Here is a 24,105-nt window from a genome sequence, read left to right as displayed (position 1 = left end):
GCCCGCGTGGAGGTCATGGCAGATGCGGTGACACCGCGGCCGCAAACGCCTCGGCGGTGCGCCGCACGACGTTCTCCGGCGCATCGGCCCAGACGTCGGCGTGGAAGATTTCGACCTCGATGTCACGGTCGTATCCGGCATCCACCACGGCCTTCGTGAGCGACCCGAAGTCGATCACGCCGTCGCCCGGATAGTGCCTCGACAGCAGCGGATCGGCCGCGAGCGGCGTCTTCCAGTCGCACACCTGATACGTCGCGATGCGCCCCTCGCGCCCGGCGCGGGCGATCTGCTCGAGCACCTGCGGGTCCCACCAGATATGGAACGTATCGACCGCCGCGCCCACGACCTCCGGCGCGAAGTCCGCCGCGATGTCGAGCGCCTGACCCAGGGTCGAGACGACGGCGCGATCGGACGCGTACATCGGATGCAGCGGCTCGATCGCGAGCGTGACTCCGGCGGCCTCGGCATCCGTCGCCAGCGTGCCGATCGCGTCGCGCACCCGCTCCCGCGCCCCGACGAGATCGCGGGAGCCGGTGGGCAGTCCGCCCGCGACGAGCACGAGCACGGCCGTCGACCCTTCCGCGCCGGCTGCGGCGAGCGTCGCGGTCTCCTCGATCGCGCGACGGTTGTCGTCGAGGGCTGCGATGCGCTCCGGCCCCTCCGGCAGGGTGAAGAACCCGCCACGGCAGTGGGTCGTGAACCGCAGGCCCGAATCGGCCAGCATCCGCGCCGCGAGGTCGAGACCCACCTCGTTCACGGGCTCGCGCCACAGTCCGATGGCGTGGATGCCGGCATCCGCCGTCGCACGCAGGGCGGTCGCGAGGTCGGCGTGCTTGATCGTCGCCTGGTTGATGCTCAGCCGCGGATCCGGTGCGTTCACGCGTCCACTCCGTTCAGGCGCAGCATCCCGTGCCAGCGCTCGCGCGCGAGCTGCGGATCCTCCAGGGCGAGCGAGGCGTTCGCGAGCTCGACGATCCGGCTGAGATGCGGGAGGCTGCGGGCCGAGTGCAGGCCGCCGACCATCTGGAAGGCCGGCTGGTGCCCGTTGAGCCACGCCAGGAACGCGACTCCTGTCTTGTAGTAGAACGTGGGGGCGGCGAACACCTGACGGCTGAGTTCTTCGGTCGGGCCGAGGATCTCGAGGTAGCGCTCCGCGTCTCCGGCGTCCAGCGCCTGGATCGCCGCCGAGGCGACCGGCGTGATCGCGGCGAACGCGCCGAGCAGCGCGTCGGAGTGGGTGCGTTTCGTCTCGCTCCCGTCGCTCGACGACCGACCTTCTCCCCCGATGAGCCCCACGTAGTGGAAGTCGTCGCCGGTGAACATCCGCACGCCCTCGGGCAACCGCTCCCGCACCGAGATCTCCGAGTCGGCGTTCAACAGGCTCATCTTCACGCCCGCGACCTTGTCGGGGTGCTCCCCGATGATGTCGAGGAGCACAGCGGATGCCGTCTCCCAGTCGTCCGCTCCGAAGTAGCCGTGCAGCTCGGGGTCGAAGGCCGGTCCGAGCCAGTGCAGCACGACCGGCGCCGTCGCGCTCGCCAGAACCTCCCGGTAGACGCGACGGTAGTCGTCGGCATCCCCCGCCGCCCTCGCGACATGACGAGACGCCATGAGCACAGGACCGGCTCCCTGCTCCTCGGTGAAGTGCAGCTGCTGCTTGTAGGCGTCGATCACGCGGTCGAGCGAGATGTGCGTCTCCTCGACGTGGTCGGTGTTCACCCCGACCACCACGGAGCCGCCCTCCTCGCGTGCCACCTCCGCGCTGCGGGCGATCAGCTCACGCACAGCCGTCGGGTCGAGCCCCATGTTCCGCTGCGCGGTGTCCATGGCGTCGGCGACGCCCAGGCCCCAGGAGTACACGTTGCGACGGAACGCGAGCGTGGCATCCCAGTCGATGTCGGCGGGGCGGCCGGGCGTGTTGTCGGCGTGCGCCTTCGGCGCGACGTGCGCGGCGGCGTACGCGACGCGGCTCTGCAGCGGGGCGGTTGGCCGGGTGTAGCCGCCGCTGTCGTGCAGTTCGGTCTCGGAGGTCGCGCCGTCGGCGGAGAGGAGGCGGAGCGTGGTCATCGCAGTCCCAGGGGCTCGATCGCGACCTTGCGGCCCTCGGCGCTGGAGGTCAGGCCCGCCTCGGCGAACTGCACACCGCGCGCGCCCGCGAGCAGGTCGAACGGGTAGTCGGTTCCCTCGACGTACGACACCAGGTATTCCTCCCACTGCTGGCGGAAGCCGTTGAGGAACACGTCGTTGGTCGGCACCTGCTGCCAGTCGGCGTCGTAGTCGTGGTCGTCTTCGAGGTCGGGGTTCCAGACCGGCTTCGGGGTGGCGCCCCGGGGCTGGATCTTCGCGCCGAACAGTCCGACCACGGCGGATCCGTGGGTGCCGTCGACCTGGAACTCGACGAGCTCGTCGCGATTCACGCGCACGGTCCAGCTCGAATTGATCTCGGCGATGACGCCGCCCTCGATCTCGAAGATGCCGTAGGCCGCGTCCTCGGCGGTCGCGGTGTAGTGCTCGCCCTTCTCGTCCCAGCGGTCGGCGATGTGCACCGCCGCCTGCGCGTACACGCTCTTCACCTCGCCGAACAGGTTCTCGAGCACGTAGTTCCAGTGCGGGAACATGTCGACGATGATGCCGCCGCCGTCCTCCGTGCGGTAGTTCCAGCTCGGACGCTGGGCGGGCTGCCAGTCGCCCTCGAACACCCAGTAGCCGAACTCCCCGCGCACGGAGAGGATGCGCCCGAAGAAGCCCGAGTCGATCAGGCGCTTGAGCTTCTGCAGACCGGGCAGGTAGAGCTTGTCGTGCACGACGCCGGTCTTGACGCCGGCCTCGTCCGCGAGACGGGCGAGTTCGAGCGCCTCCTCGAGCGATTCGGCGGTGGGCTTCTCGGTGTAGATCGCCTTGCCGGCGGCGATGGCCTTGCGGAGGGCGGCCGCGCGGGCCTTGGTCACGAGGAAGTCGGCGTAGATCTCCCACTGCGGGTCGGCGAGCGCGGCATCCAGGTCGGTCGTGTAGTCGGCGATGTCGTGGCGTGCGGCGAGCTCGGCGAGCTTGGCCTCGTTGCGGCCCACGAGCAGCGGCTTGACCGTGACGCGCGAGCCGTCGGGCACCTCGATGCCGCCCTGCTCTCGGATCGCGAGGATCGAGCGCACGAGGTGCTGCCGGTAGCCCATGCGCCCGGAGACGCCGTTCATGATGATCCCGATCTCGCGGGTGGTCGCCTGTGCCATGCGTGGTCCGTTCTGTGAATCTTGGTAAACGCTTTCCAGCACCATCTCATGGCTCGGAGCGGAACGCAACCGTTCTGGGAAAACGCTCTCCGCATCGGCGGGGTGCAACGAGAGATTGAGAACGCATCGGAAGTGCTCGCTTCCGGAGCGTTTTCGATCTCTCGAGTCAGAGGATGCTGGCGCGCGACACGAGAGCCGTCGGGACGACGGTGGATGCCGGGACGTCGGCACCCTCGATCTCCGCGACGAGCAGGTCCACGGCACGATGCGCGAGCGCGGTGAAGTCCTGCCGGACGGTCGTGAGCGGAGGGCGGAAGTTCGCCGCCTCCGGCACGTCGTCGAAGCCGATCACCGCGACATCCTCGGGCACCCGTCGCCCCGCTTCGGCGAGCGCCCGCAGCAGGCCCAGCGCCATCTGGTCGTTCGCGCAGAACACCGCGGATGCCGAGGCGAGCGCATCCCCCGCCGCGTACCCCGCGTCCGCCGACCAGTCCCCCCGTACGACCGGCGGCACCGCGGCACCCTCGGCCAGGAGCGTTTCGCGCCATCCGCGCTCGCGCTCGGCCGCCGCGAAGGAATCCGCCGGACCCGCGAGATGGTGCACCGTCGCGTGGCCGCTGTCGAGCAGGTGCGCGGTCGCGGCGGCGGCTCCCCCCGCGTGATCGCTGTGCACGACGACGAGACCGTCGTCCGCCGGGGCATCGACGACCACGAGGCGCAGATCGGCGGGGCGCTGCGCCGCAGGGACGAGCGCCGACGCCTCGTTGAGCACGAGCGCGCCGTCGACCTCCTGCTCGGCGAGACGCGCGAACGCCTCAGCGACCGAGTCGCCCGCGGTCACGAGCATGAGGGCGTACCCCCGTTCGGCCGCTGCTTCGGCCGTGGCCTGCAGCATGCGCGAGTTGCCCACCGTGGCGAGTGTCGTGACGACGAGACCGATCGTGTGCGAGCGCCCGGTGCGCAGGGCGCGCGCAGCGCGGTGCGGGCGGTAGCCGAGGTCGGCCATGGCCCGTTCGACGCGCATGCGCGTCTCGGGATCGACCCGCGGGCTGCCGTTCACGACGCGGGAGACCGTCTGGCCCGAGACGCCGGCGGCCGCGGCGACGGTCGCCATCGAGACGCGCGCCGAGGAGACAGCCCGAGCGTCGGGCGAGCGGGGCGGGGGTAGGGATCCGTCGTCCACTCGAGGCACCTCCGCTCCGCCGTCACAACTCCGGTGTGTTGACGTTACCACGCACCCATGCCTACCATGTTGACGTGAACACGCCTGATTCTCCGGAGAACCGCACGGCGACCAGCGCCGCCGCGCTGCCCCAGACGCTCCGGGCCGGAGTCGTGAAGCGCGCGACGACACTCGCCGACGGACGCGAACTGCTGTACTTCGACGACCCCGCCACGACCCTCGGCCCCGAGCGCGCGATCGACACCCGCGCGCTGGATGCTCGCGGCGAGACCGCGACCATGCGGCTCGACGTGCTCTCCGGGGACTGGATCACGGTCGCCGCGAACCGGCAGAACCGCGTGATGATGCCGAGCGCCGACGCCGATCCCCTCGCCCCGCAGAGCGCGACGAACCCCTCCGAGATCCCGTCGCTGTACGACGTCGCCGTGTTCGAGAACCGCTCGCCCGCATTCGGCCCCGCGCTCGCGGACGCGCTCGACGGAGCACCCGCCGCCGCCGACCCGCCCCGCGGTCTCGACGACCTCGCGACGCTGGACCTGGGCCGCACCCGAACCTCGGTCGGACGCTGCGAGGTCGTGTGCTTCAGCCCCGAGCACACCGGGTCGTTCGGCACGCAGTCGGTCACCCGGGCCCGCACCGTGATCGAGGCGTGGGCCGACCGCACGGCCGCTCTCTCGGCGCTCCCCGGCATCGAGCAAGTCTTCCCGTTCGAGAACCGCGGCGAGGCGATCGGCGTCACGCTCCCGCATCCGCACGGCCAGATCTACGCCTACCCGTACATCACGCCGCGCACGACTCGGCTGCTCGACAGCATCGACCGCACGGCACCCGACCTGTTCTCCCGCATCCTCGAGTTCGAGCAGCGGTCCGAGCGCGTCGTGCTGCGCGGCGAGCACTGGACCGCGTTCGTGCCCTTCGCGGCGCGCTGGCCCCTCGAGGTGCACCTCATGCCGCACCGGCACGTCGCCGACCTCGCCGAGACGACGGATGCCGAGCGCGACGAGCTCGCGCCCCTGTACCTGCGCCTGCTGCGAGGCGTCGACGCCCTGTACGAGACGCCCACCCCGTACATCGCCGCCTGGCATCAGGCCCCGGTCCGCCGCGGGCGCGACGGCGTGCGCCTGCACCTCCAGCTCACGAGCCCGCGTCGCGCGGCCGACAAGCTCAAGTTCCTGGCCGGGTCGGAGGCTGCGATGGGCGCCTGGGCCGCCGAGGTCGCACCCGAGCAGGGTGCCGAGCGTCTGCGCGCGGCGGTCGAGAGCATCCCCGAGGTCAGGGCATGAGCGCGCACGCCGCGCCGACCGCCGCTGCGGAGGAGCTGTTCACGACCCTGACCGGTCATGCCCCCGAGGGCCTCTGGTCGGCGCCCGGCCGCGTCAACCTCATCGGCGAGCACACCGACTACAACGACGGCTTCGTGCTGCCGTTCGCGATCCCGCACCGCACGGTCGCGGCCATGGGCCGTCGTGACGACGACCGCATCCGGGTGGCGTCGACCTTCGCGGACGAGTCCGTGGAGGTGGCGCTCGACGACCTACACCGGCTGTTCCCGACCCCCGCGGGCGAGGCACCCCGCGTCGCGGAATGGGCCGCGTACCCCCTCGGCGTCGCGTGGGCGCTGCGCGAAGCGGGCGTCGCCGGCTCCGGCGTCGACATCGCACTCGCGTCCGACGTCCCGGTCGGCGCGGGGCTCTCCTCGTCAGCGGCGATCGAGGGCGCGACGGCATCCGCCCTGAACGATCTGTGGGGCGCGGGACTCGATCGCGTCGCCCTCGCGCGCATCGGCCGGACGGCCGAGAACGACGCAGTGGGCGCCCCCACCGGGATCATGGACCAGATGGCGTCGATGCTGGGCGAGCCGGACTCCGCGATCTTCCTCGACTGCCGGTCCCTCGACGCGGTGCCCGTGCCGGTCGGAATCGTCGAGGCCGGTCTCGCGGTGCTCGTGATCGACACGCGCGTCGCGCACGCGCACTCGACGGGCGGCTATCGCGAGCGCCGTGCGTCGTGCGAGCGGGGAGCCCGGATGCTCGGGGCGACGAGCCTGCGCGACGTGTCGGTCGACGATCTCGGCCGCGCCGAGAGCATCCTCGACGATGTGACCTTCCGACGCGTCCGTCACGTCGTGACCGAGAACCAGCGCGTGCTCGACACGGTGCGCACGCTGCGCGCGCAGGGGGCCCGAGCGATCGGCGGCCTGCTCGTCGCCTCGCACGCCTCGATGCGCGACGACTTCGAGATCTCGGTGCCGGAGCTCGACACGGCCGTGGACGCAGCGCTCTCGGCGGGGGCGATCGGCGCGCGCATGACCGGCGGAGGATTCGGCGGCGCGGCGATCGCGCTGATCGACCGCGACGCCGTGGAGACAGTGACGGATGCCGTGCACGCCGCGTTCGCGGCATCCGGTTTCGCGCCACCCGTGATGTTCACGGTGACGCCCTCGGAAGGCCCGCGACGCGACGCCTGACACGGGTACCTGGGCGCAGACCCGGCGGTCGCCCGCGGGCGAACTGGAAGAATCGTCCTGAGCCGCGCAGCGCGGCAGGAGAGGAACACATGTCCTGGATCGTCACCGGCGGCGCCGGCTACATCGGAGCCCACGTGGTCCGCGCCCTCGCCGGAGCGGGCCTCGACCCCGTGATCATCGACGACCTCTCCAGCGGCGTCGCGTCGTTCGCCCCCGAGGGCGTGCCGTTCGTGCGCGGCAGCATCCTCGACCGCGAGCTCGTCGAGAGCACGCTGCGGGAGTACCGTGCGGAGGGCGTGATCCACGTCGCCGGCTACAAGTACGCGGGCGTCTCGGTGCAGCGCCCCCTGCACACGTACGCGCAGAACGTCGAGGGCACGCGCGTGATCCTCGAGGCCATGCAGGCCGTCGGCGTGCGGAACATCGTGTTCTCGTCGTCCGCGGCCGTGTTCGGCACCCCGGACGTGCCCCTCGTCGTCGAGGACACCGCGAAGCGCCCGGCGAGCCCCTACGGCGAATCCAAGCTCATCGGCGAGTGGCTGCTGCGCGACCAGGCGGTCGCGACGGCGGACTCGGATGCTCCGCTGCGCCACACCTCGCTGCGGTACTTCAACGTCGTGGGCTCGGCGGACCCCACCGTGTACGACGTGAGCCCGCACAACCTGTTCCCGATCGTGTTCGAGGCGCTGCTCGACGGCCGCACCCCGAAGATCTTCGGCGACGACTACGCCACGGAGGACGGCACCAACGTGCGCGACTACGTGCACGTCGGCGACATCGCGGCCGCGCACGTGGCCGCCGCGAAGCGGCTCGCAGCAGGCGAGCCGGTCGAGCCCGCGTACAACCTCGGCTCCGGCGACGGGCTGAGCGTGAAGCAGATCATGGATGCCGTGGCGCGCGTCACCGGCATCGACTTCACCCCGGAGATCGGGCCGCGCCGCGCGGGCGACCCCGACCGCATCGTGGCGACGGGCGAGCTCGCCGCGCGCGACCTCGACTGGAAGATGCGGTACTCGGTCGACGAGATGGTCCGCACCGGCTGGGAGGCCCGCCGCCGCGCGAGCTGAGACCCGTCCCGGCGACGCCCGTCAGACCGGAGCCGTCGTCCGGGCCCGCAGCGCGTCGAGATCGGCCCGCGAGGGGAGATCCGCCCCCGGCCTTCCGACGGTGAGGGATGCCGCCTCGGCGGCACCCTGCAGGATCTCCGCGAGAGTGGACCGGTGGAGCGCGCGAAGTCTCGCGCGGCCGTCCGCTCCCGAGATGCCCTGGCTGACGAGCCCGTCGAGCATCGCGGCCATGAACGTGTCGCCCGCCCCGACCGTGTCGACGACGTCGACGGATACGGCAGGCACTCGCAGCTCGGCCTCCCGCTCTCGCAGTGCGATGACTCCCTCGGCGCCCTGCGTGATCACGACCAGCGCCGAACCTCTGCCCAGCAGCTCGGCGCCCGCCCGCCGGAGGTCGACCCCCGGGAACATCCACGCGAGGTCCTCATCGCTCGCTTTCACGACATCCGCCCGGGCGAGGAGGTCGAGCATCCTCACCCGCGCCGCGACGGTGCCCGGCACGAGCGACGGCCGCACGTTGGGGTCGGCGCTGATCAGCGCGCGACCTCGGTGGCGATCGACGATCTGTGCGACCGCCCGCGCCCCCGGATCGAGCGCGACGGCGATCGATCCCACGTGGAGCGCATCGGCGATCGGCGCGTCGTCCGCGTCCAGTTCCCAATCGATGGCGAACCGGTAGGACGCGGCACCCCGGGAGTCGAGTTCGGCCGTGGCCGTCGACGTGCGTTCCCGGGGCGTCCCGACGAGCGCCACACCGGATTCCGCCAGCCAGCGTCGTAGGGCATCGCCTCGGTCGTCGGTCCCGATCGAGCTCAGCAGGGTCGGAGTCCGCCCCAGCCGCCCGAGTCCCAGGGCGACGTTCGCCGGGCTGCCGCCCGGGGTCTCGGTGACGGACCCGTCGAGCCGGTGCACGATGTCGACGAGCGCCTCGCCCACGACGAGGATCCGCGGTTCGTCGGTCGAGGGCGCCATCAGGTCACCGTTCCGAGTCGCACGGCGACCACTTCGTCGTGCGCGGTCGTGATCCGCGACGCGACCGCCTCCGAGTCCGTGAAGAGCAAGTGGGAGGCCGTCTGCTCTCCCTCGCCGAAGAAGATCTCCACCAGGGGACCGTCGACGACCACCAGCATCCGCGCTTCCGACGATGCGGTGAGGGTGAACTCGACCGACGACGGGAAATCCGGATGCAGGGCGGCGGCGTCGGTGCCGGAGCGGGTGATGCGCACATCCCCGGATTCGGGGCGGTGTTCGACGGCGAGGACGGCGTCCGCGTCGCCGGACACCTCGTAGCGCAAGGTTCCGGTCTGCGCCGGATCCCACCGCAGCTCGAGGACCGCATGCGCCTCGTGTGCACGCGCCCAGGGCGTGGAGACCCTGTGCTCGGGCTCGCCGGCCAGGATGTCCCGGAGGAAGTCCGCCGGCTGCTGGCACAGCGCCGGGCCATGGTCGTCCGTGCGCAGAGAGAGTCGACGGGGCAGCGACATCGCACCACGAGAGGGCGCCGCCGGAACGTCCGCCGCGTAGCGCCAGTTGCTCATCCACCCGACCATGATCGCGTCACCGTCGGGCGCGCTGTCGAAGGTCACGCCGGCGTAGAAGTCCCTGCCGTGGTCCAGGCGCCGCAGCTCGGCGTCGTCCGCGACGAAGACCGCGCCGTCGAAGTCCCCGATCACCCAGCTCATCGACGATCCGTCGGCGTCGGCGTCTGCGCCGACCGGGTTGGTGCTCACGACCAGCACCCAGCGCTGGTCATCCTCCCTACCGTCGACCCGCAGTCGCACCAGGTCGGGGCATTCCCACACGACGCCCTCGGGCCCGAGCGGACCGTACGACCCCCGGTACTCCCACGTGAGCAGATCGCGGGACGTGTGGAAGAGCACCTGGCGGTCCTCGGCCTCGACCGCGAGCATGACCCAGGTGAGAGTGCCGTCGTCATCGATGTGGCGGATGATCTTCGGATCCCGGAACGCGGTCGTGCCCCGATCCAGCACGGGCCCGGGAGGGTCCGTGACCCAGTACCGGCCGTCGACGCTGCGCGCCCGCGACTGCGCCTGACGACCGTCGTCGTATGCGCTCGTGTAGTAGGCGACCAGGCCGCCGTCCGGTGCGACCACCGCCGAGCCGGAGAACATCTGCTCGCCCGGACGACACGAGAGCGCGACCTCGTGCTCGGTCCAGCGCCGGAGGTCTCCACTCGTCGCATGACCCCAGCTCATGTTGCCCCAGTCGGCGCCCTCCGGGTTGTACTGGAAGTACAGATGCCACACACCGTCGACATGGACGAGGCCGTTCGGGTCGTTCATCCAGTTCGTCCGCGGGGTGAAGTGGAAGGCGGGGCGCGGGACCACCCTCGCGAGCGGCCGCTCTTCTGTGCCCACGTCCATCCCTCACACCGACCTGCGCCGAACCGGCGGGCACGTGACGAGGGTCGGACGGTCGTCTGCGGGCTTCTCCAGCCCGAGCAGCACGCGCACGCCCGACGCGCCCAGCTCATAGTGCGGGAGCGCGACGGTGGAGAGCGTCGGACGCAGATGCGCGGCTATCACATCCTGGTTGTCGAAGCCCATGACCGCGACGTCTTCGGGGATGCGCAGGTTCCGCTCGCGCAGCCCGTCGTAGACCCCCATCGCCACACGGTCGTTGTGGCAGAAGACCGCGGTCGCCCCCGATTCGACGATCCGCGCGGTGGCTTCGTATCCACCCTCCTGCTCCGGGGCCGCCGGCAGGACCAACGCATCGTCGTACTCGACCCCCGCGGCCTCGAGCGCCGCACGGTAGCCCTCGAGCCGCCCGGTCTGCGCGGGCGACGGAGTCGTCGTGTTCACGAAGGCGATCCGCCGGTGTCCTGCGGCGAGGAGCTCCTCGGTCGCAGTACGCCCGCCCTGCACTTCGTCCGGCACGATGGCGGGCAGCCCACTGCCCGGCGCGAAGCAGTCGACGAGGACCGAGTCGGTGTGATGGAGCGCCTCCGGCACTGCGATCTCCCGGTGATACCAGGTGGAGTAGAGGATGCCGCGCACCTGGTGCTCGAGCATCATCGCGATCGCGTCGTTCTCCACTTCGGCACGACCGTCGGTGTTCGCGACGAGCAGCACGAACCCGTGCTTCCACGCTTCGTCCTGGGCGCCGTGGATGATCTGACCGGCGAACGGCGTCGTCGCGATCTGGTCGGCGACGAGACCGATGAAGCGCGAGGTGCCCTGGGAGAGAGTCTTCGCCAGCGCGTTGGGTCGGTAACCCAGGTCGGCGACGGCCTCTTGAACGCGGCGACGGGCGTCCTCGCCGATCCGTGCGCCGGGCTTGTCATTGACGACGTGCGACACGGTCGCGATCGAGACGCCCGCGGCCTTGGCGACGTCGCGCATCGTGACGTTCGGCGCGTGTGCGCCCTGCCCTGCACTGCTCATCCCTTTGTCGCTCCGCTCTCGAGTCCCTGGATCATCGCCTTGTTGAGCACGAGGAACACCAGCAGCAACGGCGTCACCGACACGCAGACCGCCGCGAACGTCGCCGTCCAGTCGGTGTTCCCCATCGCCCCAATGTAGTTCTGCAGGCCGAGGGGAATCGTCTTCAGACCGTCGGATAGTACGAAGGTGTTCGCGAAGATGAAGTCGTTCCAGATGAAGATGCTGTTCACCAGGACCACCGTGATGATGGTGTTCAGGGACAGCGGCGAGGTGATCGTGAGGAAGATCCGATACGGGCCGGCACCGTCCAGCGACGCCGCCTCGTACGTTTCGCGGGGGATGTACTCGTAGAAGGACGAGAACAGGTACACCGCCATGGGGAGGGCGAACGCCGCGAGTGGGATGATCATCGACAGATGCGTGTCGAGCAGACCGACCTGCGAGTAATCGATGAAGAGCGGGACCAGTGCGATCTGCACGGGCACGATGATCCCGAGGAGGAACAGCGCGCGCACCATGCCGCTGAACCGGAACCCGAGCACCTGCAGGGCGAAGGCGGCCATCATGCCGGCGATCACGATGAGCAGGCTGGACCCGAGCGTGACGATCAGGCTGTTCACGATGTTCAGCCCCAGGTTGCCTGTCGCGAACGCCCGCCCGTAGTTGTCCAGGGTGAACTCGGACGGCAGGGCGAAGGGGTTGCCTCCCGCGAAGTCCGCGGCCGTGCGGAAGCTCGTGAGGAACAGCCAGGCCAACGGGTAGATCTGCACGATGACGATCAGCACGACCGTGACGGTGAGCAGCGTGCGCTGCGTGCGGAGCCGAGTCGAGCCGGGCCTCCGCCGCAGCGGTGTGCGCCGGGGCGCCGACTCCCCGGCCGGCGCGAGCACCTCGGTCGCGGGAGCGGTCATGATTCGTCCTTCCGACGGAGTACGAGCAGGATGAGTCCGACGGCCACGAGGCATTCGATCACGATGAACACCGAGATCGCGCTCGCGTATCCGTAGTCGGTGTGGACGAAGGCCGTCTTGTACATGTAGGTGGTCAGCAGCTCGGAGGCCTGGCCGGGGCCGCCGCCGGTGAGCAGGTAGGGGATGTCGAATCCGCGGAGCGCGAAGGTCGTCGCCATGATCGTCGTGGTGATCCACACCGGGCGGATGTGGGGGAAGCGGATCCGCCAGAACACCTGCCACCACGATGCACCGTCCAGGCGGGCAGCCTCCTCCAGCTCGCGCGGCACAGAGATCAACGCGGCGTAGATGATGAGCATGTACAGCCCGGTGAAGCGCCACCCCTCGGGGATCGAGACAGCGGCGAGCACGGTCTGCACGTTCGACAACCACGCCGTCTGCAGCCCTTCGAGCCCGATCCAGGCCAGAGCCTGATTCACCAGGCCCGCCGGCTCCAGGGAGTAGATCCGCTGGAAGAGGATCGCGATGGCGACCGTCGAGATGACGGCCGGCAGCAGATAGATCGTCTTGACGAGCTCGCGCGCCCGAGGGAGGGCGGTGAGCAGGGCGGCGACGACGAGCGCACCGCCGAGCTGGAGCACCAGGCAGATCACGAGGTAGCCGATCGCGTTCCCGAAGGCCGTCCAGAAGACGTCGTCTCGGGTGAGCATCTTCAGGTAGTTGTCGATGCCGACGAACACGAGGTCGGTGATGCCGTCCCAGCGGAAGAAGCTGAGGACGAGGGACTGGACGATCGGCAGCAGGACGGCGATCCCGTACAGCAGGAGCGGTGGGACCAGGAACACGAGCACCGAGAGCGTCGACCGACGCGGCAGCATGGACCCGGCCATCGGCCGTCGATGGGGCCTCCGGGACGGCCGCGCGCGAGGCGGGACCGTCCCGGAGGAGAGGACGTCAGCCATCGCTGTTCTCCGCGAGAGCGGCGTCCATGGTCTCGATGAACTCGTCCGGCGTGATCTCGCCCTGGACGAGCAGGGTGAGCTCCTGCTGGAGGCGGGTGTTGGTGGCCGGGTCCAGCTGCGTGTCCCACGGCATGGCGATCGCCTCGCCCACGCCGTCCGCCTGCTCCACGGCACGACTGTAGAGCGGCGTCGCGGTATCGGGCACGGTCGTGACGGCCGACGACGTCGGCGACAGCGCACCGGTCGCGGCGTAGAGCTCCGGGTACCGCTCGAGGGCGAAGGCGAGGAAGTCACGGACCAGCGGGTCGTACGTCTGGGCGTTCACGGCCATCCCGATCCCGGACGGAGTGACGTACTCGTTGTCGGCGGTCGCCGCACCGTCGATCGTCGGGAGGGTGAAGTAGTCGACCGCATCGCGCACCGAGGCGTCGAGGGAGTCAGTGGCGAGGTTGCCGAGCTCCCACGTGCCGATGTTGTACACCGCCGCCGTACCGGAGGTGAACTGCGCCTGCGCGTCGGCGTATCCGGTGGCCGAGAAGCCGTCGGAGAAGCATCCGGCCTGTCCCAGCGAGTGCAGCCACTCGGCCGCGGCGCGTCCGGCGGGGTCGCCGAACGAGGCGTCGCCGTTCTTGAGGTCCTGCACGTACTCGGGTCCCGCAAGGCGGAAGGGGTAGTACGACATGTACCGTTCGAGCGGCCACTGATCCTGGCCGTCGAGCGCGATCGGGGTGATTCCGGCTGCGCGCAGGTCCGTGCACATCTGCGGGAAGTCGTCGAGAGTCGCCGGCACCGTGGCGCCGGCTTCCTCGAACAGCGCGGTGTTGTACCAGAAGAACTCCAGCTGGAACTCGAAGGGCACCATGTACAGAGAACCGTCGTCGAAGCGCTGATAGTTCAGAGCCGCCGGGCGGTAGTCGTCGGTGAGCCCCAGGTCGTCGAGGAGGAGGTCGATGTCGAGCATCCGTCCCTGTCCGGCGAGTTTCTGGGCGAACGGCGTCGCGTCCGTGTCGAAGAGCTCCGGCAGCTTGTTCGCCGCGGCCAGCGTCTCGTACTTCTGGATGTAGGAGGGTCGGTCGGGGGTCGTGATCAGGTTGAGTGCGAACCCGGGATGATCCTCGGCGTACTCGTCGGCGATCTGCTCCATGGTGGTGATGACCCCGCCGTCCGCCGGCCGGGACAGCAACCAGGAGATCTCGCGGGGCACGATCTCGCCCTCGGGATCGACGTCGGTCGGATCCGCGGACGGCGAGGCGCCGCCGCAGGCGGTGAGCACGAGCGCGGCCGTCGCTGCGGCAGCGGCGAGAAGCACGATCCTGCGTGCGGGTCGAATCATGGTGTATCTCCTTCGATGTCCATTCGGGTGGGGGAAGAACTCACGCGCTGGTCGCGACGAGGTCGTGCTGCGGCATGACGACCGCTGAGCGGTCGCGGGAGTGAAGGGTGAGATCGAGGACGGTGGCCTCGCCCTCGCCGACGAAGACGCCGACGCGGCCCGACGGGTGGTCGTAGAGGCGGGTGCTCAGCACGACGGAGTCATCGACGGTGGCCACGCAGAGCTCGCCGTCCACGATCACGTCGAGCACGTGCTCGCCCGGGCCGAGATCGACGGGGCGCTCGAGTTCGATCAGGAACGGCACGTCTCCGGAGATCTGCCATTGCTCGGTTCCCGTCGCCCGTCGCGGCCACCGGTCGAACACCAGTCGACCGCGGTGGGGCTCGAGCCGGAGGACGTATCCGGAGTCCTCGTCGTCACCGACCCGGAGCACGACACCGCATTCCCGGGTGTCGTCGTCGGTGCGGAAACGCGCGACGAGTCGGAACGACTCGTCCACCGCGTGCTCGCTGAGCATCTGCCTGTATCCGTCCGGGGCGCTCAGCGCGGTGCCCGCGGGCAGGAGCGCGGTCGGCGCCCCGAACGTCGCGCGCAGCTCGCTCGTCGGGTGGAAGGCGAGGGTCCCGTCGGCACGCTGCTCGGCCTCGATGACGGACATCGTCCCCGCCCACTGCCATGCGCCGTCGTCGGCCCCGCCTTCGCGCGTCGCGATCCATCCGAAGAAGAGGCGGCGGTCCCCGCGGGACGCCGACTTGGCGGCGTAGAAGGCACGTGAGTCGAGCGTGTCGTGCGTCGGCACGATCCACGGGCCGTCGAGGCTGCGCGCCATGCGGTAGCGGGTCACGAACGCGTCGCTGAACTCGGAGGAGACCAGGTACCACCAGTCGCCCCACCGGAACACCTCGGGGCATTCGTGGGCGACACAGCGTCGGGGGCTCCAGAAGGGGGCGGCGGGTTCCCAGTGCGCGAGGTCGCGGGAGGTGCACTGCGCGATCACCCCGCGGCGGCGGTGCGGGCCGTCGTCGTGCCGCGCGGTGATCAGCATCCGCCATAGCCCCTCCCGCTCGTCGCGGAACACGAAGGGGTCCCGCCAGTCGGCGGTCTCGTATCCCCCGGTCGCGCCGAAGGTGTGCTCCGGATGCCGGTTCCACGTGGCCATGCCGTCGGTGCTCGTCGCATGCATCACGAGCTGCAGCGGAAGCCCATCGGGTCCGAGGCGGTCGGGGTTCTGTCCGGTGTAGAAGGCGTGGTGCAGCCCGTCCTCGTCTCGGACGATGCTGCCCGTGTAGACGTTGAAGTCGTCGGAGTCGGCGCCTCCGGAGGCGATGCCGTCGTGGTGCTCCCGGAAGTCGATGAGGTTCTCGGTGGAGATGCGACGCCACGGCATCCCGTCCTTGGGCACCCGGCGAGTCTCGTGCAGGTAGTACAGGTGGAAGACGCCCTCCTCCTGCCAGGGGATGACGTCACCCACCCACGCGCGGTGCGGTTGATAGAACCCTCGCTGGTCCACGTCCCGTCCAATCGTCTTTGGTTAATCGGTTACGCAGAGAGTAACCCGAATCCCTCGGCGTGGTCAAGCGGTTAATCAGGATAAATGGAGAGTGATCGGAGCCCGCGGCGGATGCCGGCAGAATCCCGGCTCGGGCGCAGCCGGTCAGACGTCGCGCGCGCGGATCGGGTAGAGCCAGAAGCACAGCCAGGCGAGAGCCGTGAACACGAGCGGCACGACCGCGACCATGATCCGGATGCCGCCGTCGACGGTCTCGGGCTGGGCGTCGCCGAGACCCGCGTCGAACCCGGATGCCGTGAGCACGGCCGCCGCGACGACGGCCTGCAGCACGACCGAGCCGCGCACCACGAAGCCGTTGATGCCGAAGTAGGCGCCCTCGCGCCGGTGCCCCGTGCGGACGGCATCCTCGTCGATGATCTGCGCGAGCACGACCTCGAGCAGCTGCAGCAGGCCTCCCACGCCGATGCCGACCGCGACGCCGACGAGCGCAGCGGCGAGCACGCTCGACGGCAGCAGGTAGCCGAGCACGGCGACGCCGAACACGGCCACGCTCCACAGCAGGGCGGTGCGCGGCGAGGTGCGGCGCACGACCGCGCTCCACAGCACGATCGAGGGGATCGCGGTGACGAAGATCGCCCCGAGCAGCAGACTCCCCTCGCCCTCGGCGGCGTGCAGCGAGTAGCGCACGTAGAACGGGATGGCGGCGAGGATCACCGCGATCGACGTCTGCACGAACAGCGAGCCGAGCACGTACGGCACGAAGGCCCGGTTCGCGAACGTGTACCGCAGCTGGTCGCCCCAGCGCATCGCCTCGGACGACGCCTCGGGCACGCGCCGCTCGACCATGCCGCCCGTGAACGACCAGACCAGCATCCCGAGGCACACGATCGCGAGCACGATCGCCATCCCGGGCCAGCCGATCCAGCCGTACAGGGCCGGGGCGCCGGCCGTGCCCAGCACCATTCCGAGGATCGCGAAGATCTGCCGTGGCACGTTGCCGCGGGCGCGCTCCTCGGTGGTGCGGAAGATCTCGGGGAACAGCGCCGAGACGTTGAGCACGACCACGACGAAGGCGATGTCGTACACCGCGACGACCACGAGGAACCAGACGATCAGACCCGCTGTCGGCAGGGCCGGCGGCATCCACACGAGGGCGAAGGCCACGACCAGGGGCACGATGCCGATCCCGATCCACGGGATGCGGCGGCCCCAGGGCGTGCGGATGCGGTCGGACAGCGCCCCGACGACCGGGTTCAACACGGCGTTCAGTACACCGTGGGCGACCATGGCCGCCGCGACCCAGCCCGGCGCGACGCCGAGGTGGGTGACGTAGAAGTAGACGACGAACGCCGAGAACGTCTGCGCCATGAGCTGCGTCGGGAATCCCGAGGCGCCGAACGCCAGGGCCTGAGCGCGGGTGGGCGCGGCATCGAGCCGTCGATCGCGCAGGCGCGTCGTGAGCGAGCTCACCGCTCTCCCCTCTGCAGGTCGCGCAGCTCGCGCCATCCGATGCGCACCAGACCCTCCTCCTCGATCGCCTGCAGCACCATCGGGTCGCTCAGCAGCCGCAGCTCATGCCCGCGCTTCTCGGCGCCGACGTCGACCGCGGCGCGCAGTTCCTCGTCGTCGACCATGGGATGCAGATAGATCTCGGTGACCCCTGCCGGCACGGCGCGCAACAGGGCGAGGAACCCCTCCCGCACCCATTCGTAGGTCTCTCCGGGCAGCGCGTCGAAGGGGTGCGTCCAGAGCCGATCGACGATCTCCACGCCGAGCGCGTCGGCGGCCGCGGCGGCCTCGGTGAGCTTCGCCTGCAGCGCGGGGTCGCCGGCCGCGCCCTCCATGGTCCGCGGGAGGCGGAAGGGCAGTCCGTGGCGGGCCGCCAGTTCGAGTACGGGGCCGAGGAAGTCGCGGCCGGTGAGCAGTCCGTAGACCGAGCCCATGTGGTTGTCGAGATGCGTGACGTCGACGCCGGCGTCGAGGGCGGCCTGCAGCTGCGCCGCGATCTCGGCGGCGACGTCGGCGTCTGACGCACCCTGCTCGACCGCGAGCACCTCGGCGGGGAAGTACCCCGCCCCGTCGACGAGGGTCGTGGCGGTGCCGGTCAGGGGACGCCAGCGGTACCGCGTCCACTCGCTCGTGAGCACGAGATGCACGCCCACGTCGAGGTCGGTTCGGGACGCCGCGAACGCGAGCGCCTCCGGCGCCCATGGGCACGGGACCATCACGGTCGTCGAGTCGATGAGTCCGGCCGGCAGCAGCTGCATGATGGCGGTGTTCGCGGCGTGACACATGCCGAAGTCGTCGGCGTTGACGATGATCGCGCGCGCCCCAGGGGCGAGGCCCAGACGGTCGGCGAGGTCCGAGATCATCGGGACGACCGTGCGCCCGTGGCGCCGCGATCGAGGGACGCGCCCCGATCTACAGAGGGGACCAGGCGCGAGAAGACGGTCGCACGCAATGCGGCGGCCGACTCCTGCACGGCGCCCACCAGCGGGGCCTCCGGCCCGAACGCCGACACGAGGAAGCGCATCGGCAGCTGCGCGGCGTACTCGTCCGCGACGCGCTCCACCGCCTCGACGAGCACGGGGTGCGTGGCGAGCCCGCCGAGGATGAACGCCTCGGGGTCGAGTACGAGCGCGATGCTGCCCGCCACGATCGTGAGGCGGCGTCCCATCTCGGCCGCCATCGCGAGGGCGGCCGCGTCCCCGGCGGCAGCGGCGTCGAGGTGCTGGTGGACGCTCTCCTCGGGGTCGCGTCCGTGCGCGAGAGCGAGGTCGCGCACCACGGCGTCGCCGAGGACGGGGGCGCCGATCGGCACGGGCGTCTGCGGCAGGAACGTGATCTCGCCGGCGACGCCGGAGAACCCCCGGTGCAGCATCCCGTCGATCACGATGCCGCCGCCGAGGCCGTCGTCGAGCAGCAGCAGCGCGAAGCTCGCGAGCTCGGAGCCGCGTCCGTCGGCGAGCTCCGCCAGAGCGGCGAGGTTCACGTCGTTCTCGACCCGGACGGCCGCGCCGAGCCTGGCGGAGAGCGCGGCGCGGAATGCTCCGCCGTCGGGGCCCTGGTCGTCGCGGATCGCCCCGTCGGCGGTGACGATGCCCGGCACGCCGACGACCGCGACGTGCAGGGGTCCGTTCACCTTGGCGAGACAGGCCTCGATCAGCTCGGCGATGTGGGCCACGCGGTCGCCGAGAGGCGGGAACGGGCCGTGGGTCTCCACGCGCACGGCGCCGGTCGCATCGACGAGCGCGACGTGCGCGGCCGAGGGCTCGACGTGCACGGCGGCCGCGTATCCGAGGGAGGGATGCAGGGACACGCGCCCCGCGGCGGGTCCGCGCGTCTCCCGGTCGACGCCGGCGGCGGCGACGGCCTCCGACCCCTCCAGCATCCGCAGCACCTGGGTGACCGCGGTGCGGGAGAGACCCGTCTCGGTCATGAGCTCGGCGCGTGTGAGAGGTCCGCGGCGGGCGAGCGATTCGAGGATCGCGCGTCCGTTCAGCGTGCGCAGCAGCGTCTGCGGACCGGCGAGCGGTCGTGCCATGAGGGTCCCCCCGGAGTCGACGTCGGACCCAGCATAGACACATCGTGTCTGACTGGTCGAGCCGTGACCGGAGCCCCGCGATCCGCGCTCAGTCGAGCGCGGTCATGACGTGCTTGAGCCGCGTGTAGTCGTCGAAGCCGTACTGCGACAGATCCTTGCCGTACCCGGAGTGCTTGAAGCCACCGTGCGGCATGTCCGAGACGAAGGGGATGTGCGTGTTGATCCACACGCAGCCGAAGTCGAGGTCACGCGAGAAGCGCATGGCGCGTGCGTGATCGGTCGTCCACACCGAGGAGGCGAGGGCGTAGGGCACGTCGTTCGCCATCGCGAGCGCCTCCTCCTCGGTCTCGAACGACTGCACCGTGAGCACCGGGCCGAAGATCTCGCCCTGCACGGCCTCGTCGTCCTGACGCATGCCCGTGACGATCGTCGCCTCGTAGAAGTAGCCCGTGTCGCCCTGCCGGCGCCCGCCGGTGACGACCGTCGCGTGCGCCGGCAGGCGGTCGACGAAGCCGGACACCTGGTCGAGCTGGGCCGCGCTGCTGAGCGGCCCGTAGAGCACACCCTCCTCGTGCGGACCGCCGGTGCGGGCATCCGCCTTCGCGCGGTCGACGAGCGCCGCGACGAGCTCATCGTGCAGCGAGGAGTGCACGAGCACCCTGGTCGCCGCCGTGCAGTCCTGGCCCGCGTTGAAGAAGGCTCCGGTGACGATGCCGGAGGCGGCCTTGGCGACATCCGCATCGGGGAACACGATCGCCGGGGCCTTGCCGCCGAGTTCGAGGTGCACGCGCTTCACATCCGCAGCCGCGGAACGCGCGACCGCCATGCCCGCGCGCACGGATCCGGTGATCGCGACCATCTGCGGGGTCGGATGCTCGACGAGCGCGACGCCCGTGTCCCGATCTCCGAGCACCACGTTGAGGGTGCCTGCAGGCGTGTGCACCGCGACGATCTCGGCGAGCAGCAGCGTCGTGAGCGGCGTGGACTCGGCGGGCTTGAGCACGACGGTGTTGCCCGCCGCGAGCGCGGGGGCGATCTTCCACACCGCCATGTTCAGCGGATAGTTCCACGGCGTGACCTGGCCGATCACGCCGATCGGCTCCCGCCGCACGAACGAGGTGTGACCCGCGAGGTACTCCGCGGCGGCCCGACCCTCGAGGCTCCGGGCCGCGCCCGCGAAGAAGCGCAGCTGGTCGACCGACTGCAGGATCTCGTCGGCGACCAGCGTCGCGCGCGGCTTGCCGGTGTCCTTCGACTCCAGGTCGGCGAACTCCTCCGCGCGGGCCTGCATCTCGTCGGCGATGCGGAAGAGCGCGAGCTGCCGGTCGGCGGGCGTGGTGTCACGCCACACGGGGAACGCTGCGGCTGCTGCGGCGTAGGCCGCGTCGACGTCGGAGGCGTCCGAGATCGGCAGTTCGCCGTAGGTCTCCTCGGTCGCGGGGTCGATCAGCGGCATCCGACCGGTGCCGCGCGCGGCGACGAACGCGCCGCCGATGAAGTTCTGCAGGAGCTCGGTGCGCGGATGCTGAGTGGCCATGCTCGCCATGCTAGCGACCGCTGTGCGAATACAGAAGAGTGCGCCGAGAACAACGATGGAATCAGTTGCAGGAATGGCATCCGCCTGTCAATATCGACATATGAGCGCGCCCGCGAAGCAGCCCGTGCTGGACGACATCTCGAAGCGGATCGTCGAACTCCTGCAGGAGGACGGCCGTCGCCCGTACGCGGAGATCGGTCGTGAGGTCGGGCTCAGCGAGGCCGCGGCCCGCCAGCGCGTGCAGCGCATGACCGAGGCGGGCATCATCCAGATCGTCGCGGTCACCGACCCCATGCAGCTCGGATTCCACCGCATGTCGATGATCGGCATCCGCGTCACGGGCGATCCGCGAGCGGTCGCCATCCAACTCACCGAGATCACCGAGCTCGCCTACGTCGTCGTGACGCTCGGCACCTACGACATCCTCGTCGAAGCGGTGTGCGAGAGCGACGCCGACCTGCTCGACCTCATCGCGACCCGCATCCGCACCATCCCCGGCGTGACGCACACCGAGAGCCTGCTGTACGCAGGCCTCTACAAGGACCTCTACAACTGGGGCACGCGCTGACGCGCGCCCGCCATCCGCATCGGAGTGACCATGGGAACCACCGTCTTCGAACGCCAGCGCCCGACGGATGCCGTCATCGACGCGTCCCTGCAGGACACCGCGCTGAGCGTGTTCTGGCTCGACGACGTCGAGCGGCCCGCGCATCCGCCGCTCCGCGGCACGACGAGCGCCGACCTCGTGATCGTCGGCGGCGGCTACACGGGCCTCTGGACCGCGATCCGCGCCAAGGAGCGCGAGCCGGCACGCTCGGTCGTGCTGGTCGAGGCGTCGCGCATCGCGTGGGCGGCGTCCGGTCGCAACGGCGGGTTCTGTGAGGCCAGTCTCACGCACGGGCACGAGAACGGCGTCACCCGCTGGCCGCAGGAGATCGACCGCCTCGAAGAGTTCGGGCTCGAGAACCTCGACGGCATCGAGGCGACCGTCCGCCGCTACGAGATGGACGCCGACTTCGAGCGCACCGGTCAGCTCGCCGTCGCCGTGGAACCGCACCAGGTGGAGTGGCTGCGCGAGGAGGAGGGCTTCCTCGATCGGGAGGCCGTGCAGGCCGAGGTGCACTCCCCCACGTTCCTCGCCGGGGCCTGGGAGCGCGACGCCTGCGCCATGGTGCACCCCGCCAAGCTCGGGCTCGAACTCGCCCGCGTGGCCGTCGAGCTCGGCGTCGAGATCCACGAGAACTCGCTCGTACGGGAGATCACCGGAGACGGCTCCGGCCCGGTCACGGTCGTCACGCGCGACGGGGCGAAGGTCATCGCCGAGTCCGTGGCGCTCGGCACGAACGTCTTCCCCTCGCTCCTCAAGCGCAACCGCCTCATGACCGTGCCCGTGTACGACTACGTGCTCATGACCGAGCCGCTGTCGGCCGAGCAGCTCGCATCGATCGGGTGGTCGAACCGTCAGGGGCTCGCCGACAGCGCGAACCAGTTCCACTACTACCGACTGACCGCCGACGACCGCATCCTGTTCGGCGGGTACGACGCCGTCTACCACTTCGGCGGCAAGGTGCGCCCGGAGTACGAGGACCGGATGGAGAGCCACCGCAAGCTCGCCTCGCACTTCTTCACGACGTTCCCGCAGCTCGAGGGTCTGCGCTTCACGCACCGCTGGGCTGGGGCGATCGACTCGTCGAGCCGCTTCTGCGCGTTCTTCGGCACGGCCCGTCGCGGTCGGGTCGCGTACGCGACCGGCTTCACGGGCCTCGGTGTGGGTGCTGCGCGCTTCGCCGCCGACGTCATGCTCGACAAGCTCTCGGGCGAGCCGACCGAGCGCACCGAGCTCGCGATGGTGCGCGAGAAGCCCATCCCCTTCCCACCCGAGCCCGCCGCCGCGATCGGCATCAACCTCGTGCGCGCCGCGATGAACCAGGCTGATCACAACGAGGGCAGGCGCAACCTGTTCCTCAAGACGCTGGATGCCGTCGGCATGGGGTTCGACTCGTGAGCGCACTCGCGCCGGGCGCCGTGGTGGATGCCGCGGCACTGCCCCTCGCGCACGAGCCGCTGCCCGCGTCCGAGGTGGTGTCGGGTGCTCCGACGACGGGCGCGGTCGCGCTCGACGAGCTGTCGGGGGTCGAGGTCGGGATCTGGGAGATGACCCCGGGCACGGCGTCCGACACCGAGGCCGACGAGGTCTTCGTCGTCCTGGCGGGGCGAGCACGCGTCGAGTTCGTCGACCCGGCGCTCCCGTCGATCGAGGTGGGACCCGGCTCGCTGGTGCGCCTCGCCGAGGGCACGCGCACGGTGTGGACGGTCACCGAGACCCTCCGCAAGGTCTACATCGCCTGAGGCGACGTCAGACGCCCGATACGAGCCGGACTCCCGCGCCGATCTGGGTCAGTAGGTACGACGCGAGCCGCGAAATCGGGTAGGGGTCGAGGAACTCGCGGCTGACCGCACTGAGCTGACCGACGTTAGCGACCGAGTCACGGTCCAGCCCCGACGCCGCCGCGGGGATGAGAACATTCCCCGGGAAGCCTTCGAGAGTCGTGTTCGATGTGAGCGGCACCACAAGCACCGTGTTGATCTGCGTGTCGAGCAGCCAGTCGTCCTGGAGCACGACTGCGGGCCTGACCTTGGCTGGTTCCGAGCCGCGCGGGACTCCGAAATCCACCCAGACGACGTCCCCGCGGCGGATCACCAGTCGGACTCTTCGCGCAGACGCTCCTCGTTCGCGCGCACGAAGAGGTCGTCGTCCGGGATGCCGGTTGCTCGCGCGAGCACATCGTCGGCGATGCGCGTGAGATCCGCAGCGCCCTCCAGCTCGTCCGCGAGCCTCGCACCCGCCACCCGGTAGAACTCGGATCGGTTCATTCCATGACGACGGGCGACGCGCTCGAAACGCGCGAAGTCGCCATCGGGTACCGAGATCGCTGTCTTCATGACTCGAGTATAAC

Annotated in this window: 23 protein-coding genes; 6 read left to right on the top strand and 17 right to left on the bottom strand. The window is 70.4% G+C overall.

Annotated elements, in window-relative coordinates; genetic code table 11:
- Positions 1-13: 13 nt before the first annotated feature.
- The 4 genes from MRBLMX7_RS12910 to MRBLMX7_RS12895 all read right to left on the bottom strand — a co-directional run bounded on the left by MRBLMX7_RS12910 (position 14) and on the right by MRBLMX7_RS12895 (position 4,341).
- Complete coding sequence (locus MRBLMX7_RS12910) at positions 14-880, bottom strand: sugar phosphate isomerase/epimerase family protein (protein ID WP_363369114.1); 867 nt, start codon at positions 878-880, stop codon at positions 14-16.
- On the bottom strand, positions 877-2,067 hold the full coding sequence (locus tag MRBLMX7_RS12905; protein ID WP_363369113.1) for a dihydrodipicolinate synthase family protein: 1,191 nt from the start codon (positions 2,065-2,067) through the stop codon (positions 877-879). The genes MRBLMX7_RS12910 and MRBLMX7_RS12905 overlap by 4 nt, the downstream gene beginning before the upstream one ends.
- Positions 2,064-3,227, bottom strand: coding sequence for a Gfo/Idh/MocA family protein (locus MRBLMX7_RS12900; protein WP_363369111.1), 1,164 nt, complete (start codon positions 3,225-3,227; stop codon positions 2,064-2,066). The genes MRBLMX7_RS12905 and MRBLMX7_RS12900 overlap by 4 nt, the downstream gene beginning before the upstream one ends.
- 166 nt (positions 3,228-3,393) lie before the next feature.
- Positions 3,394-4,341 (bottom strand): LacI family DNA-binding transcriptional regulator, encoded by a 948-nt coding sequence (locus MRBLMX7_RS12895; protein WP_363369109.1) that lies wholly within the window; start codon positions 4,339-4,341, stop codon positions 3,394-3,396.
- A 194-nt stretch (positions 4,342-4,535) separates the two neighbouring features.
- Here MRBLMX7_RS12895 and galT point away from each other — a divergent pair, with 194 nt between their 5' ends.
- The 3 genes from galT to galE all read left to right on the top strand — a co-directional run bounded on the left by galT (position 4,536) and on the right by galE (position 7,944).
- A complete protein-coding gene (gene galT, locus MRBLMX7_RS12890) occupies positions 4,536-5,693 on the top strand; it encodes a galactose-1-phosphate uridylyltransferase (RefSeq protein WP_363370929.1) in 1,158 nt (385 codons plus the stop codon).
- Positions 5,690-6,877, top strand: coding sequence for a galactokinase (gene galK, locus MRBLMX7_RS12885; protein WP_363369107.1), 1,188 nt, complete (start codon positions 5,690-5,692; stop codon positions 6,875-6,877). The genes galT and galK overlap by 4 nt, the downstream gene beginning before the upstream one ends.
- An 89-nt stretch (positions 6,878-6,966) precedes the next feature.
- Complete coding sequence (gene galE, locus MRBLMX7_RS12880; protein ID WP_363369105.1) at positions 6,967-7,944, top strand: UDP-glucose 4-epimerase GalE; 978 nt, start codon at positions 6,967-6,969, stop codon at positions 7,942-7,944.
- A gap of 21 nt (positions 7,945-7,965) precedes the next feature.
- On the opposite strand, the gene MRBLMX7_RS12875 is transcribed toward galE, so the two are convergent.
- The 11 genes from MRBLMX7_RS12875 to MRBLMX7_RS12825 form a co-directional block, all read right to left on the bottom strand.
- Entirely contained in the window at positions 7,966-8,916 is a 951-nt protein-coding gene (locus MRBLMX7_RS12875) for a carbohydrate kinase family protein (RefSeq protein WP_363369103.1), read from the bottom strand.
- A complete protein-coding gene (locus MRBLMX7_RS12870; RefSeq protein ID WP_363369101.1) occupies positions 8,916-10,322 on the bottom strand; it encodes a glycoside hydrolase family 32 protein in 1,407 nt (468 codons plus the stop codon). Before MRBLMX7_RS12870 ends, MRBLMX7_RS12875 begins: the two co-directional genes overlap by 1 nt.
- Positions 10,323-10,331: 9 nt before the next feature.
- Positions 10,332-11,351, bottom strand: a complete 1,020-nt coding sequence (locus MRBLMX7_RS12865) for a LacI family DNA-binding transcriptional regulator (RefSeq protein ID WP_363369099.1) — start codon at positions 11,349-11,351, stop codon at positions 10,332-10,334.
- The gene (locus MRBLMX7_RS12860) at positions 11,348-12,262 is read right to left on the bottom strand and encodes a carbohydrate ABC transporter permease (RefSeq protein WP_363369098.1); all 915 of its coding nucleotides are present in this window, start codon (positions 12,260-12,262) and stop codon (positions 11,348-11,350) included. Before MRBLMX7_RS12860 ends, MRBLMX7_RS12865 begins: the two co-directional genes overlap by 4 nt.
- On the bottom strand, positions 12,259-13,140 hold the full coding sequence (locus MRBLMX7_RS12855; protein WP_363370927.1) for a carbohydrate ABC transporter permease: 882 nt from the start codon (positions 13,138-13,140) through the stop codon (positions 12,259-12,261). Before MRBLMX7_RS12855 ends, MRBLMX7_RS12860 begins: the two co-directional genes overlap by 4 nt.
- 76 nt (positions 13,141-13,216) lie before the next feature.
- A complete protein-coding gene (locus tag MRBLMX7_RS12850; RefSeq protein WP_363369097.1) occupies positions 13,217-14,557 on the bottom strand; it encodes an ABC transporter substrate-binding protein in 1,341 nt (446 codons plus the stop codon).
- A 40-nt stretch (positions 14,558-14,597) separates the two neighbouring features.
- A complete protein-coding gene (locus MRBLMX7_RS12845) occupies positions 14,598-16,067 on the bottom strand; it encodes a glycoside hydrolase (protein ID WP_363369096.1) in 1,470 nt (489 codons plus the stop codon).
- Between the two features lie 144 nt (positions 16,068-16,211).
- Entirely contained in the window at positions 16,212-17,537 is a 1,326-nt protein-coding gene (locus tag MRBLMX7_RS12840; RefSeq protein ID WP_363369094.1) for an MFS transporter, read from the bottom strand.
- Positions 17,534-18,439, bottom strand: coding sequence for a polysaccharide deacetylase family protein (locus MRBLMX7_RS12835; RefSeq protein ID WP_363369092.1), 906 nt, complete (start codon positions 18,437-18,439; stop codon positions 17,534-17,536). The genes MRBLMX7_RS12840 and MRBLMX7_RS12835 overlap by 4 nt, the downstream gene beginning before the upstream one ends.
- Positions 18,436-19,611 (bottom strand): ROK family transcriptional regulator, encoded by a 1,176-nt coding sequence (locus MRBLMX7_RS12830; RefSeq protein ID WP_363369090.1) that lies wholly within the window; start codon positions 19,609-19,611, stop codon positions 18,436-18,438. Before MRBLMX7_RS12830 ends, MRBLMX7_RS12835 begins: the two co-directional genes overlap by 4 nt.
- An 88-nt stretch (positions 19,612-19,699) precedes the next feature.
- Positions 19,700-21,148 carry a gamma-aminobutyraldehyde dehydrogenase gene (locus MRBLMX7_RS12825; RefSeq protein WP_414685095.1) on the bottom strand — a complete coding sequence of 483 codons (1,449 nt, stop codon included), beginning with the start codon at positions 21,146-21,148 and terminating at the stop codon, positions 19,700-19,702.
- Between the two features lie 100 nt (positions 21,149-21,248).
- On the opposite strand from MRBLMX7_RS12825, the gene MRBLMX7_RS12820 reads away from it, so the two are divergent.
- From MRBLMX7_RS12820 to MRBLMX7_RS12810, 3 genes are read left to right on the top strand one after another with little or no spacing between them, the layout of a single operon-like run.
- The gene (locus MRBLMX7_RS12820) at positions 21,249-21,716 is read left to right on the top strand and encodes an Lrp/AsnC family transcriptional regulator (RefSeq protein ID WP_050722297.1); all 468 of its coding nucleotides are present in this window, start codon (positions 21,249-21,251) and stop codon (positions 21,714-21,716) included.
- Between the two features lie 30 nt (positions 21,717-21,746).
- A complete protein-coding gene (locus tag MRBLMX7_RS12815; protein ID WP_363369086.1) occupies positions 21,747-23,153 on the top strand; it encodes an NAD(P)/FAD-dependent oxidoreductase in 1,407 nt (468 codons plus the stop codon).
- On the top strand, positions 23,150-23,497 hold the full coding sequence (locus MRBLMX7_RS12810; RefSeq protein WP_363369084.1) for a cupin domain-containing protein: 348 nt from the start codon (positions 23,150-23,152) through the stop codon (positions 23,495-23,497). Before MRBLMX7_RS12815 ends, MRBLMX7_RS12810 begins: the two co-directional genes overlap by 4 nt.
- Before the next feature lie 7 nt (positions 23,498-23,504).
- On the opposite strand, the gene MRBLMX7_RS12805 is transcribed toward MRBLMX7_RS12810, so the two are convergent.
- Entirely contained in the window at positions 23,505-23,849 is a 345-nt protein-coding gene (locus tag MRBLMX7_RS12805) for a type II toxin-antitoxin system PemK/MazF family toxin (RefSeq protein ID WP_363369082.1), read from the bottom strand.
- Positions 23,846-24,091, bottom strand: coding sequence for a CopG family transcriptional regulator (locus MRBLMX7_RS12800; protein ID WP_363369081.1), 246 nt, complete (start codon positions 24,089-24,091; stop codon positions 23,846-23,848). The genes MRBLMX7_RS12805 and MRBLMX7_RS12800 overlap by 4 nt, the downstream gene beginning before the upstream one ends.
- Positions 24,092-24,105 lie beyond the last annotated feature (14 nt).

It is taken from the genome of Microbacterium sp. LMX7-1.2 (assembly GCF_040675935.1).
In the GTDB taxonomy this organism is placed as follows: Bacteria; Actinomycetota; Actinomycetes; order Actinomycetales; family Microbacteriaceae; genus Microbacterium.
This window is presented reverse-complemented; position numbering and strand designations above follow the sequence as displayed.